We start from the raw sequence: 13343 nt of genomic DNA on the forward strand, positions 1-13343 counted from the left end.
TTAATTCTGAAAATTTCAAAAATAAATAGCATGTAATGACTTGGCCATCACATGCTCGTTGGAGGCAAAAAACTTATTTTACTTTTTGATGCAGCGTTGGCTACGCACCAGAAAAATCTACCTACGCGTTTGTATTAAGTAATTCTGAATGTCAGATAAAAAAACGCTCTGGCCAGTGCGCGAAAGCAACAATCAACTCTTGCTTTGCGTCTATATAGCCAGCGTGCATACTGAGACTTGGATAACTGAGCGAAGTGACGGATACGTAAGTAAAGTAGTAAGCATGTTTTTAGAACTCTAAGGAAAGGTGATGACCGCTGAGTCTAAAACCCTTTTGCAAATATAAACGATGCGCAGCGTGGCGAGCATATCCGGAGTCTAAATGGACACCTTTACAGCCTTCTGTTTTAGCATATTCGATTAACCAAGCTAACAGTGAACTAGCGTAACCATGTCCCCTGTCGCTCGAAAGTGTTGCAAGGTCGTCAATGTAAAGTACTTTGCCCCACGCAAAAAACTCACAAAATCGAAAGCCTGCTACACTCTTGATTTCACCATGTTGACGAATGGCAATAATCTGATAAGACTGACTCTCTTGTCTTCTAACCTGAGGAAGGAACTCCTGATAATTCAATGTTGGTCTCAATTCTTTAAAAACTGAAAAGCAGGAATTGATTTCTTGATCGGTGTTGGCGATTAATATTGCAAAATTCAATTCAGTCTTCCTCGTATTTGCCCTTTGTGCGGGCACGCTTTCATACATTTCTTTAAAAAATCTTTCAGGCTTTTACTTTGATTCAGCCAGCAGACTGACAATATGGGCTATACGGCCCTATGAAAAATGTAGCGTATTTTTGATCAGGCTGGAGAGGCCAGCTTTAATCCAATTATTCCAGCAACGATTAATGTAAGGCTTATTAATCTGAACGCATTAGCTGAATCACCGAAAAGCATAATTCCGAGCACTGCTGTTCCGATGGTTCCAATCCCCACCCACACTGCATAGGCAGTTCCAATAGGTAATCCTTTCATGGCAATACTTAATAGCCCAAGGCTAAATACGATTCCGATGATAGTGAAAATAGACGGCCATAGTTTTGTAAAACCATCAGAGTATTTAAGGCCAATCGCCCAGCCAACTTCGAGTAAACCTGCAATGATAAGAATAAACCAATTCATAAACCTATCCTGAAATTAAGTGGGGCCGTCCCCGATGCAAAAGACAGGTAAGGTCGTCCTTACCTCATTGGACAGATGCTGTTTTTATGCAGCCTCAATGAGTGTTGATTTATTTTTTAGTGGCCATTCACCTCCTACTATTTTTTGCAGTTAAGTATTGAAATTCGAATTCATTAATTGCGACATCGCTGGACATGCGTTTTCTGCTTGCAGGCCAGCAATAACTCCTTTGCGATCTATCTCTGATCGGTTCTGGCTAACCTTCCACTTTCCCTCGATTGTACTTATAGGAATTTCAATGCCCACAAGTCCTTTCAGTTGAGCAGCAATATAATTTTCAGGGGCATCGGATACCCTCCATGGATGATCGCGACTGCTTTCGAGATGCGAAGTCAAATTATTGAGTTGGGTGAGGAGCCAGCTAGTATTTTCAATTACTGTCGGTTTTCCTCTGGCTTGAACCATTACAAAGTTCCAGGTGGGCACCTGCTTTCCATCTTTCGCTTTTGATGGATACCATGATGGCGTCACGTAGCACTGTGGGCCTTGGAAAATCACCAACGCCTCGCTCGCCTCTCGAATGGAGTCAAGCTGACTGTTGTTTCGTGCAACATGCGCCTGCAAAATTCCATTCTTTCCATCGTGGACTAAAGAGAAAGGGATGAGATTAGCCATGAGGCCGTTAGGCCCGTTGGTTATCAATGTTGCCAACGGATAGGCCTTGATCAGTTCATGAAGGATATCCAATCGCTCTTCTCGGAATGCGCGCGGGCAGTACATTTGATTTTTTCTCACTAGTTGACGACCAGGTATATTTTCCATTTAAATGGTCTATTATGTAGTGCCATTTAAATCAAATATTAGTAGTCCACTTTGATGTAGGCAGAGCGAGCCAATTGCTTGAGAAAATATTGGAGTTTGATATGCCTAAGCGTCCTGTAATGAGCCAGATTCCGGCATTGGGGGCCATAGATCGCACGCAAGGACATCTAGGCAAGCAGTTGGTTGATGCATTAAGGGATGCTATTTCTAAAGGGCACCTAGCGGTTGGCGAGCGGTTGCCATCCACACGGACACTGGCAGAGACTCTGGGGTTATCTCGTGGCACCGTAAGTGATGCGTTTGAGCAATTGATTGCAGAAGGATGCCTGGAAGCTCGGACAGGATCTGGTACTCAGGTGGCGGCCGCTCTTCATGACCTCATGCCACATGTATTGCCATCTTCAATGACCAAGCCCACCTCTCCAATACCAATTCCCGAATCGGCACAACGTTATGCAGCTGTTCTAAATAAATTAAATCCCTTGCCTTCAGCTCCATTTGCTATTGCAGTTCCCGAAGGGGAAGTGGCGATGGATGAGCATTGGCGGAAGCTAAGCAATCGAATTAGAGGTTCACAATCAGCTGCATTGACTGGTTACAGTGATCCTAGCGGTTTGCTTTCACTACGTGAATCCATTGCAGAATATTTGCGGAAGTCTCGCGCAGTGCTTTGTAAACCAGAAAATATTGTAATCACTGAAGGTGCGCAACAAGGGCTTTATCTTGCAAGCAAAGTATTGTTGTCAAATGGCGATTCGGTGTTAGCAGAAGATCCTGCATATCCAGGATTGATTTCAATATTAGAAGATTTAAATGTTCAGTTGCATCGAATCCCTGTTGATGATCAGGGTTTCAACGTAGCTAAAGCTATTGAAGTTTCGGCGAACGCTAAAGCTGTATTTGTTACACCGTCTCATCAATATCCAATTGGGATGCCATTGAGCATGTCCAGGCGGCTGACCTTGGTTGAATGGGCTCGAAAATACAATAGCTGGATTGTTGAAGATGACTACGATAGTGAGCTGCGCTATGCAGGATATCCATTTCCTTCAATGCAGGGTTTGGATAGTGAGCGAGTAATTTATTTAGGAACATTTAGCAAAGTGTTAGCACCATCACTTCGTCTTGGTTACATGGTAGTGCCAGACAGTTTGGTGGCGAGTTTTATTGGTGCTCGTGCCTTAATGGGGCGCGGATCGCCTTCCACTGAGCAGCATGTTATTGCTGCATATATGAGTGAAGGTTATTTCGATGCTCACATTCGCCGCATTCGAAGTGTTTATGGAGAGCGACGGGAAGTGTTAATCGGCGCTCTTGAAAAAGAAGCCCCCGAGTTAAAAGTTCAACCGGCTGACCAAGGAATGCATATTGTGGCTTGGCTTCCAGAAGGGATAGATGATATCCAAATTGCTGAAGCTGCCCGGTTAGCAGGAATTGCTGTTAGGGCAATTTCACCGATGTGTTCGGCAAACTTAAAACTTTCAGGATTGATGATGGGATTTGGCGGATTTTCACAAGACCAGCTTAAGGCCGCAGCAAGAAAACTAAAAAAAGTATTGAAGCAGTTCAACAATGCTGCATAGAAATAACCGTGTTAATTATATTGTTAGGAGTGAACTATGTATTCGGCAACTTTTATTTTTAAAGAGGGTGATTTCAATGAGGAGTTTTTCAAACTCGATAAAGAAATTGCCGAGGCTGCGAAGAATTCCGTCGGATATCTTGGCGAAGAATCCTGGATGAATAACGATGCAGGGCTGGTGTCCAATGTTTACTACTGGGAAAGTATGGATGGTTTAAAGGAGCTAATGAACAATCCAAGTCATAACATTGCAAAAGCGAAACAAGGAGAATGGCTTAAAGGGTATCAGGTAGTGATATCACAAGTGTTACGAACCTACGGTGATGGCACTCTTGATCTTCCCATTGCGAAAGTTCCACCGCTTTAGTTTGTTAGTCTCAATTAACGTTAATGTTCAAGGTGCTATCCATGTATATCATACGAAAAGCCAACTCCGCTGATGCGGCTCCGTTGGCAGAGCTTGCGGAAGAAACATTCAGAGCAACATTTGGCGCAATGAATTCGATAGAAAATATGGATAGCCACTGTCAATCTAGCTACGGCAAAGAAATTCAATACGGCGAAATTGTTGATCTAAATACGGTCACATTGGTGGTGGAAGAAAATAAGAGGCTGATTGCGTATGCCCAGCTTCGTTGGGATTCAGTACCGGATTGTGTTTGCGGGAACGCACCAGGAGAGATTCAGCGGCTTTATGTTTCCAGTGCATACCATGGGAAAGGTATCGCAAAAAATTTAATGGAAGCCTGTATGCAGGAATTGAAGGGGTTAGGAAAAAATGTTATTTGGCTCGGTGTTTGGGAGCTAAATCCGCGTGCAATTTCCTTTTATAAAAAATCCGGATTTGTTGAAGTTGGAGAGCATGTCTTCACCTTGGGGGATGACCCGCAACGAGACGTGATCATGCAGTGTGTTATTTAAACTTTTTTCTCAATCCAGGTCAGAGTTATTTTTCCAGTCGTACACGCGATGCCGAAACGGGTGGCCTCACTCCAACTTCCGCTCATGGCCGAAAGCCGCCGCCCGGCGGCTTGCTTCGCGAAGCGCGCGCTACGTAATTAAAAATATTTAATTGGTGAAATCTACTTTTCATAAAAAGTAGATTTCACCCCCGCGCCAAACACTTAATCGCCACTGCCGCTTCCGAGGTTCTATTCTCCACACCCAATTTTCTAAAGATTTGCTCCAAATGTTTATTCACTGTACGTGGGCTCATTTCCAGAATTTGGCCGATTTCGCGGTTGGTTTTGCCGTTGGCTATCCAGAGGAGTACGTCGGCTTCATCACTGCGTCAGGTTTATCGTAACGCACCACCTACAATCCGCAACTGAACCTAATGTTATGCAGGAGTAGCATGAAGAGTTTTCATGATTTCAATATCTATGGGTATGGCGTAAATTGTGGACGGCGCGAAATTACACTCAAACTTAAGCAGCATCACGATAGTGAAAGTGGTAATGTAATTCTTCGCGGTGTAATTGGGCATCGATTTGAAAATGCTTTAGAGGGTAATATCGTACTCAGCATTGAGGAGTATGAGCCTTTACAGTTTCATGCTCTAGAAGGTTTTTAAATCGTGGAGTTTTAGTTTTTCCGCGCAAAAGTATTCTACAAAACCACAACTTAATAGCTGCCATTAAAAACGACATTAAAAAATTATGAAAATGAGTCGCGAAGAATATATACAAAAGCAACGCTGTCGGGCGGTGGAGCTTGCTCGAGGGATGCTTGATGGTTCAATAGATTATCTGGAGGGGGCTGTTGAATTATCCTCTTTAAGGTTTGAAGTCGGACTTTCTGAAAATGACTCTGACTTTTTTGCTTTTACGGCAGTAGCTTCGGAAGTTGATCATCTTCCACTTGGAGCGGCACGGCAGTATTGGTCTCAGGAAGCGCTTAATGAACACGAGTTGGAAATAGAACAATCTATTCACTGGGCAAAGGAATTTTCTTTGTCGAATTGTAAATCCATTATAGAAAGATTCGATGTGTAATGATTGAATTCAGAACTGTTTCAGCGTTTCGTACTTGCGCACGATTGTTTGTAAGTGGTGTTTTGTTTTTTTATGTGCAAAGGTTTTCCATAAAATCAGTTCTTATTAAATACTAGGAATCGTAAAGACCACGGAGGTAATAATTTCATCGCGATATATTGAAAAATCATAAAATTGTTCGCGGAGTAGGTTCCGGTATTTGAGTTTCTATAGGAGTAGAACTGGGTGATTAAAATTTCCTTAAGCCGTCGCTAAAACTTCCGTTGGATTCAATAAATTGATTGTAGTTTTTAATGGCCTCGGCGTTCTCCTGCAGCCATTGTGCACGTTGTTCTTTTCGTAATTGTTCAGCCAATGCCTGCTCAAATATTGCAGATAGGTTGATGCTAAGCCCTTTGGCCCTTTCAAGTAAGTCGCTGTTTATACTGACATTAACGGGCTTTTTGGGGGCTTGGGTGTTGTAGGTTCGATTCATGATATTTGTCCGCACAAGGTATCTGCATACCCTATGCGCATGAATATTAAAGTGCAATATGCCGGGCCGAGTGTTGTTGTCCTTGGGTAGAGAAGGTTTTGGTTTACCGGTCACCCCCGCGCCAAACACTTAATCGCCACTGCCGCTGCCGAGGTTCTATTCTCCACGCCCAATTTTTTAAAGATCTGTTCCAGATGTTTATTCACTGTGCGCGGGCTCATTTCTAAAATCTGGCCTATTTCGCGGTTGGTTTTGCCGTTGGCTATCCAGAGGAGTACGTCGGCTTCGCGGCCGGTGACGGCGAATTGTTGTTTGAGGGATTGGGTGTCGTCGGTGGGTTTGTGGGCGGGTGTCAGGCGCAGTAGGTATTCTTTGCCATCGATTAAATTCAGCATTTCTACCGACAATTCCTGCTGCAATTGTTGCAAGCCGAGTTGGCGACCGTTTTCGGGTTTGTGGCTTAACCAGTCGCGCAGCTGTTGGGCAATGGCTGGTGTGAGTGCAATGGAATCCCGGGTTGCGCCGGAGTTGTCCAATAGTTGATAAACCTGGGGCGTAGCCCAGACCAGATTGCCTTGCGCGTTGATGGTGAATAAATATTGGCCGGCAGTGTCCAGTGCGGCGCGTGCGCTTTGGGTGATGCGCGCATTGGCTAAATGCACTTGCATGCGTGCAATTAATTCGTCGGCTTTAATCGGCTTGGTAATGTAATCCACACCGCCTGCGCCCAACCCCTTAACGATGTGTTCGGTATCACTTAATCCCGTCATAAAAATAATCGGCACATCGGCGAGCTGCGGGTTTTGTTTTAACCGTTTGCAGGTTTCAAAGCCATCCATATTGGGCATGACGGCATCCAACAAAATAATATCCGGGCGAATATTTTGGGTGATGGTCAGTGCTTGTGTGCCTTCCAGTGCAACCAGTACGGTAAATTTTGCATCCTCCAATACATCGTTCAGCATATGAATGCTGTCGATGGAATCGTCTACTACCAATACTACATTGCTGTTGTTCATCATGCCTTGCTCCGCTTAGTGAGTTAACTCACCGGAAAGTTGTTCATCAATCATTTCAATGACTTTTTCAAATTGGAATTGCGCGCTTAGCCGTTGCAATTCCTCCAGCCAACTGACTTCATCATCGCCTGATTCACTGGCCAGCTGTACAAGTGCGTCCAGTAAACCTTTTTTGTGGCCAATGGCCGCCAGCTGTTTTATGTGTTGCAGTTTGGATTGAGTAATTTCTACCGATTTATTACTAGGTGCGCTGATTATTAATTTGTCGCTGCTGATTAACTGATTGCGCGAATGTTCGCTATTGGTATTGCTGTGAATACTGATGTTTGTGTTGTTATTGGCGTGGACGTTCTGTTGCTCGTAACACCAGGTGAGATTAAGCAGGTTGCCCACATGATCCAACAGCAGCGGTAAGCGCACCGGTTTAATGACATAGGCATTGTGCGGTGCTTGCTCGGGTGTGTCGCTGTGGGATTTGCCTTCACTGGCATCGGCAGAAACCATTATGATCGGGCCACTAAATGCAAGGGCGCGCAATTGTTCAGCTAATTGCCAGCCGCTCATGCCGGGCATGGAGACATCCAGCATAATTAAATCCGGCTGCTGGCCTTGCGCCATTTGTTGTTGCAAATAACCGGCAACGTCCAGCGGGTTATCCATATCGGTTAATTCAAAACCCAGCGGCGTGAGCATGGCGCGCATAAGTTGGCGATGGCTCGCATCATCATCCACCACTAATAATTTGCGCACCCGGCCGCGATAACCATAAATAGTTTGTACAGGTGGATTTATAGTTTCGCGCTGCGGGTTGGCGATGCTTGCCAGCATTAAACTCGCTTTAAATTGGCTCCCTTCACCCAGCTTGCTGCTTACGGCAATATCGCCGCCCATAATTTCACACAGCAAGCGCGTAATGGTTAAACCCAAACCTGTGCCGGTTGCGGTGGAGCCGGGGCGATGCACTCGCTCAAAGGGGCGAAAAATGCGTTCAATATTTTCGGTGGCTATGCCCTCGCCAGTATCTATCACGGTAAATTCTGCGACTTGGCTGCGGTAGCGCAATTTAAAAATCACTTTGCCTTTGTGGGTATATTTCACCGCGTTGGATAACAAGTTAATTAAAATTTGACGCAAGCGCTTTTCATCGGTGCGCACTAACTCTGGCAGGCGATCTTTGCATTCGTACACAAACTCCAGCCCTTTCGCTTCAGCTTGCAAGCGGAACATATGTACCAATTGCTCAATCAGCAATGACAAACGCACTTGATCCTGATGCAAATCCAATCGCCCGGCTTCTATTTTGGAAATATCCAACAAGCCTTCAATTAAATCGGCAAGGTGTTCACCGCTGCGGCGAATTACCGCTAAGGCCTCTTTGCGATTGGCGGGAATATCTGTGGCTTTTTCCAGCAGTTGGGCGTAACCCAATACTGCATTTAACGGCGAGCGCAATTCATGGCTAATGCCGGTGAGGTAGCGACTTTTGGCAAGGTTGGCGGCCTCGGCTTGTTCTTTGGCGGTTTGCAGGGCGCGGTCGGTGCGTTCGTGGGCTTCAATTTCCTCCATTAACAAACGCGTTTGCCGCTGCGATTCCTCCTGCGCCACCACACGGCTTTCATGGGCCAATACAAACAACCAACTCACCACACCGGTGATAATCACTAACAGAAAAAATACTTTCCATAGCGTGGCCTCCAGCAGCGCTGCCGTTTCCGGTGCATCAATCGGCGTTTGGAAATAAATGAGCGATAACAGTATTGCCGAGAGGCCGTTAATAATCGCCACCAAAATAACAAAGTGGCCGAGGCGGGAATTAATATTGGCACTGACAGTTGCCGGCAAAAAGCGCGCAAAAAACCGGCGCAGCTGCTGGTTGTAATTTGCTTCGGGTTTGCAGTAATCATTACAGCGTGCATCCAGTGAGCAGCAGAGTGAACAAATATCACCGGCATAGGCGGGGCAGTAGGTCATGTCTTCATATTCAAACCGGTGTTCACAAATACAGCAGGAAACGGTGGCATTTTTTTGCGGCTCGTAATAACGGTACTCTGCAGAATTAATACCGGTGACTGGCCGCGCAAGGTAATAACGCCCGCCCGTGGCCAGCGCAATGAGCGGTGCGCAAATGAGCGCCAAACCCAGAGCGATAAAATGGGATAGCGCCTGTGCAATATCGCCCAGCACACCGGCATGACACACAATGCCCATCACTGAGGCGATTAACATGGAGCCAACCCCCACCGGATTGATGTCGTACAAGTGGGCGCGTTTAAATTCGATATGTTTGGGGCTTAAACCCAGTGGTTTATTAATAATTAAATCTGCCACCAATGCGCCCAGCCAGGCTACCGCCACTATGCCGTAAAAACCCAGGGTTTGTTCCAGCGCGCGGTAAACTCCCAATTCCATGAGCAGCAGGGCGATAGCAACATTAAATACCAGCCAGACCACACGGCCCGGATGACTGTGGGTCAGGCGCGAAAAAAAATTGGACCAGGCGATGGAGCCGGCATAAGCATTGGTCACATTAATTTTTAATTGGCTGAGGATGACAAAAATTCCCGCAACCGCTAACGCCACTTCCGGTGAATTGGCAATGTAACTAAATGCCACCATATACATGCGTGTCGGGTCGGCGGCTTCTTCACTGCTAATACCGTGGTTAAGTGCCAGCACCGCCAGGAATGACCCCGCCAAAATTTTTATTGCACCAATCACAATCCAACCCGGTCCACCGGCAATTAATGCCGCCCACCAGCGCCAGCGGGTTTGTGGTTTAGGTGTTGGTAGAAAGCGCAAAAAATCCACCTGCTCACCAATTTGTGCAATCAGCGAAAATATGACGGCAGATGCAGCGCCAAACAATAAAATATTTACTCCTGCCGCTGCCCCATTATTGTCGTTGGAAAAACCGCCGGAAAATTCAGTCCAACTTTCTACGGCGCTGGCATCGGCGTAAATAATAAAAACGAAAGGTAATAGCTGTAACAAAATCCACAGGGGTTGTGTCCACAATTGGAAGCGACTGATAAAGGTAATGCCGTGGGTGACTAGCGGGATAATTACCACCGAACTAATGAGATAACCCCACGCTAGCGGAATGCCAAATAATAAATCCAGCGCCATGGCCATAATGGCCGCTTCCAGCGCGAAAAAAATAAAAGTGAAGGAGGCGTAAATCAGCGAGGTGATGGTGGAGCCTATATAACCAAAACCGGCGCCGCGGGTGAGCAAATCTATATCCACGCCGTATTTTGCGGCGTAGTAGCTAATAGGAATGGCGGTGAGAAAAATAATCGCACTCACCGCAAGAATGGCAGCGACGGCATTGTTAAAACCGTAGTGCAGGGTAATTGCACCGCCTATGGCCTCCAGCGCCAGAAATGAAATCGCCCCCAAGGCTGTGGTGGCCACTCTGGCCGCCGACCAGCGCCGCGCACTTTTCGCGGTAAAACGCAGCGCGTAATCTTCCAGGGTTTGGTTGGCCACCCACTGGTTGTAATTGCGCCGCACACGAAATATATGTTGTTTGGCTGTCATTTTGTTGCCGCCATTTTTAATTGCTGCGCTTGAGGTGTCTGCTCTGCTTTATTTTCATGCAAGCCATTAACTGGCTGTCATATTTTGGTGCATACCTGCGCCCTGATTTTTTTATCTTGCGGTTTTAATCAGCAATTCCGGTTGTTTTCCCTGCGCTAGATCTCTTGTTTCTATTGCTTTCAATTGCTGTACCAACTCGCCTTTTTTGCCACTGCGTCAAATGACGTAGTGGCCTGTGTCATTTATCGAATGGTGATAGCCAGTGCCCGGACTTACATTGAGTCACGTAGAGATTGCTCCCGCTTCAGGGCAATGTCTCGGTGGAAGACCAACTCAGTGGATTCAATGCAAGGCGCTGTAGGTAAGTTTTTTATGCAATGTTCTTATTCAATGTTCTTTGCGCACTGTTGTTTTACAACGGCTGTGTGAACAAACAAGTTTCAATTATCTGAGGAATGACCATGACTACGACTTTGCCAACAACCGCGCCAGTAAAAAGCGCGCGTTCAAAACCCTGGAAAAAATGTTTATTAACCCTTGCAGCATCCCTCGCGTTTAGCGGTGCGCAGGCAGAGGTGAATACCACTGGCCTGGCGGTGACCGACACCACGGTAAAAGTGGGGATTCTGCACTCGGTAACCGGCACCATGGCGATCAGTGAAACCGGTTCTGTGCAAGCAGAAAAATTGGCGATTGAACAGATCAATGCCATGGGCGGTGTGCTCGGTCGCAAGATTGAATACATTCAGGAAGATGGCGCCAGTGACTGGCCAACCTTTGCGGAAAAATCCAAAAAGTTATTGGTAAACGACAAGGTTGCTGCGGTATTTGGCTGTTGGACTTCTGCCTCGCGCAAAGCGGTACTGCCGATTTTTGAACAGTACAACGGCATGTTGTATTACCCCACCTTTTATGAAGGTTTGGAGCAATCGCCCAACGTGATTTACACCGGTCAGGAAGCGACGCAACAAATTATCGCCGGTATTGATTGGGTCACTAAAACCAAAGGCGCCAAGTCTTTCTACCTCTTGGGTTCAGATTACATTTGGCCGCGCACCTCCAACAAAATTGCGCGCAAACACATCGAGAAATTGGGTTTGAGTGTGGTGGGTGAAGAATATTATCCACTCGGTCACACGCAATTTAACTCGGTGATTAACAAAATCAAACTCAAAAAGCCGGATGTCATTTATGCGATTGTAGTAGGTGGTTCTAACGTGGCCTTCTACAAACAATTAAAAGCCGCCGGTATTGATATGACCAAAGAAAAACCACTGGTGCTCACTATTTCCGTAACCGAGGATGAAATTCTGGGTATTGGTGGTGAGAACATGCAAGGCGCTTACGCGGCAATGAAATACTTCCAAAGCTTGCCGAACGACAACAACAAAAAATTTGTTGCTGACTTTAAAGCCAAATGGGGCAAAGACACCGTTATCGGCGACGTAACCCAAGCGGCTTACCTTGGCCCCTGGTTGTGGAAAGCTGCAGTGGAAAAAGCCGGCTCATTTGATATCGATAAAGTGCGCGCTGCATCGCCCGGTATTGAGTTAACTACCGCACCGGAAGGCTACGTAAAAATTCACCCCAACCATCACCTCTGGTCCAAAACCCGTATCGGTCATGCACGTGCGGATGGCCAATACGATGTAGTGTTTGAAACTGCCGAATTGATCGAGCCAGATCCGTTCCCGAAAGGTTATCAATAACATCAAGCACAACCAGCCTTCGGGCTGGTTGTTTTGCTCGATCCAGGCAATAAACCAAGAAGTTTTTATTCGAGATGAGGTGCAGCTATGTTTGCTGAATACAGTAGCTCGGAATTATTGTCGATCTTTGCCATGCAAGGTGTAGCAGGGTTGATTTTATTTTCGGTGTTTGTGCTCATGGCGCTGGGGCTTGCCATTATTTTTGGGCAGATGGGCGTAATTAACATGGCGCACGGTGAGTTTATGATTCTCGGTGCCTACGTCACTTACTTAACGTCCAATGTGTTTTCCACCTATCTGCCAGATTTTTTCAGTATTTATTTTATTCTCGCCATGATCCTCGCGTTTATCGCCGCTGCCGCATTGGGGGCATTAGTGGAATGGTCGATGATCCGGCATTTATATAATCGACCGCTGGATACATTACTCGCCACTTGGGGGCTAAGTTTAATTCTGCAACAACTTTATCGCACCGTATTTGGTGCGCGCGAAGTGGGCGTAACCCTGCCGGATTGGTTAATGGGTTCTTACCAACTCACCGAGACCATTGAATTACCGATAAACGGTTTGTTTGTCATGTGTTTGGCTTTGGGAATTTCACTCGCCGTTGCACTGTTGATGTATCGCTCGCGCTGGGGCACACAGGTGCGTGCGGTGGTACAAAATCGCCCTATGGCGGGTGCTGTGGGCATTAATACCGCGAAGGTGGATCGCATTACCTTTGCATTAGGTTGCGGTATTGCCGGTGTGGCGGGCAGCGCTTTTACCATGATTGGTTCTACTGGCCCAACCTCTGGCCAGCTTTATATTGTGGATACTTTCCTCGTTGTTGTATTCGGCGGTGCCTCCAGTTTGCTCGGTACTATCGCTTCAGCATTCAGTATTTCCCAAGCGCAATCCACCATGGAATTTTTTATGAGTGGTTCCATGTCCAAAGTATTAACACTCTTGTTTGTAGTGGTAATTCTAATGCTGCGCCCGCAAGGTTTATTCACTCTCAAAGTGCGTCGCTAACAGGAGTCG

At 46.2% G+C, this 13343-nt stretch carries 13 protein-coding genes and 1 pseudogene; 7 read left to right on the forward strand and 7 right to left on the reverse strand.

From position 1 onward, the window contains the following. Positions 1–289: 289 nt before the first annotated feature. The 3 genes from ACFODX_RS00710 to ACFODX_RS00720 all read right to left on the reverse strand — a co-directional run bounded on the left by ACFODX_RS00710 (position 290) and on the right by ACFODX_RS00720 (position 2001). Complete coding sequence (locus ACFODX_RS00710) at positions 290–715, reverse strand: GNAT family N-acetyltransferase (protein WP_378115041.1); 426 nt, start codon at positions 713–715, stop codon at positions 290–292. A 143-nt stretch (positions 716–858) separates the two neighbouring features. After that, entirely contained in the window at positions 859–1179 is a 321-nt protein-coding gene (gene sugE / locus ACFODX_RS00715) for a quaternary ammonium compound efflux SMR transporter SugE (protein ID WP_378115043.1), read from the reverse strand. Positions 1180–1329: 150 nt separating this feature from the next. Further along, on the reverse strand, positions 1330–2001 hold the full coding sequence (locus tag ACFODX_RS00720) for an FMN-binding negative transcriptional regulator (protein ID WP_378115045.1): 672 nt from the start codon (positions 1999–2001) through the stop codon (positions 1330–1332). 101 nt (positions 2002–2102) lie between these two features. Between ACFODX_RS00720 and pdxR the strand changes: the two genes are divergently transcribed. The 3 genes from pdxR to ACFODX_RS00735 are packed head-to-tail and all read left to right on the forward strand — an operon-like array spanning position 2103 to position 4504. Continuing rightward, a complete protein-coding gene (gene pdxR / locus ACFODX_RS00725) occupies positions 2103–3584 on the forward strand; it encodes a MocR-like pyridoxine biosynthesis transcription factor PdxR (protein ID WP_378115047.1) in 1482 nt (493 codons plus the stop codon). Positions 3585–3620: 36 nt separating this feature from the next. Continuing rightward, entirely contained in the window at positions 3621–3950 is a 330-nt protein-coding gene (locus ACFODX_RS00730; RefSeq protein WP_378115049.1) for an antibiotic biosynthesis monooxygenase family protein, read from the forward strand. Positions 3951–3991: 41 nt separating this feature from the next. Continuing rightward, positions 3992–4504: a GNAT family N-acetyltransferase gene (locus ACFODX_RS00735; RefSeq protein WP_378115051.1), complete on the forward strand. Its 513-nt coding sequence runs from the start codon at positions 3992–3994 to the stop codon at positions 4502–4504. A 184-nt stretch (positions 4505–4688) separates the two neighbouring features. On the opposite strand, the pseudogene ACFODX_RS00740 reads toward ACFODX_RS00735, so the two are convergent. Then, positions 4689–4865: pseudogene (locus tag ACFODX_RS00740) on the reverse strand (response regulator transcription factor); the annotation flags it as partial. Between the two features lie 72 nt (positions 4866–4937). Here ACFODX_RS00740 and ACFODX_RS00745 point away from each other — a divergent pair. Both ACFODX_RS00745 and ACFODX_RS00750 read left to right on the forward strand, forming a co-directional pair. Further along, the gene (locus ACFODX_RS00745) at positions 4938–5156 is read left to right on the forward strand and encodes a hypothetical protein (protein ID WP_378115053.1); all 219 of its coding nucleotides are present in this window, start codon (positions 4938–4940) and stop codon (positions 5154–5156) included. Between the two features lie 85 nt (positions 5157–5241). Next, positions 5242–5577: a DUF2489 domain-containing protein gene (locus ACFODX_RS00750; protein ID WP_378115055.1), complete on the forward strand. Its 336-nt coding sequence runs from the start codon at positions 5242–5244 to the stop codon at positions 5575–5577. Positions 5578–5806: 229 nt separating this feature from the next. On the opposite strand, the gene ACFODX_RS00755 is transcribed toward ACFODX_RS00750, so the two are convergent. The 3 genes from ACFODX_RS00755 to ACFODX_RS00765 all read right to left on the reverse strand — a co-directional run bounded on the left by ACFODX_RS00755 (position 5807) and on the right by ACFODX_RS00765 (position 10611). Next, positions 5807–6052 carry a type II toxin-antitoxin system CcdA family antitoxin gene (locus ACFODX_RS00755; RefSeq protein ID WP_378115057.1) on the reverse strand — a complete coding sequence of 82 codons (246 nt, stop codon included), beginning with the start codon at positions 6050–6052 and terminating at the stop codon, positions 5807–5809. Between the two features lie 110 nt (positions 6053–6162). Continuing rightward, positions 6163–7074 (reverse strand): response regulator, encoded by a 912-nt coding sequence (locus ACFODX_RS00760; protein WP_378115059.1) that lies wholly within the window; start codon positions 7072–7074, stop codon positions 6163–6165. A 12-nt stretch (positions 7075–7086) separates the two neighbouring features. After that, a complete protein-coding gene (locus ACFODX_RS00765) occupies positions 7087–10611 on the reverse strand; it encodes a hybrid sensor histidine kinase/response regulator (RefSeq protein ID WP_378115061.1) in 3525 nt (1174 codons plus the stop codon). 461 nt (positions 10612–11072) lie between these two features. On the opposite strand from ACFODX_RS00765, the gene urtA reads away from it, so the two are divergent. After that, complete coding sequence (gene urtA / locus ACFODX_RS00770; RefSeq protein WP_378115063.1) at positions 11073–12320, forward strand: urea ABC transporter substrate-binding protein; 1248 nt, start codon at positions 11073–11075, stop codon at positions 12318–12320. Positions 12321–12407: 87 nt separating this feature from the next. Next, positions 12408–13334, forward strand: a complete 927-nt coding sequence (urtB, locus tag ACFODX_RS00775; protein ID WP_324258344.1) for an urea ABC transporter permease subunit UrtB — start codon at positions 12408–12410, stop codon at positions 13332–13334. Positions 13335–13343 lie beyond the last annotated feature (9 nt).

The organism is Cellvibrio fontiphilus, from assembly GCF_042646205.1.
Classification (GTDB): domain Bacteria; phylum Pseudomonadota; class Gammaproteobacteria; order Pseudomonadales; family Cellvibrionaceae; genus Cellvibrio; species Cellvibrio fontiphilus_A.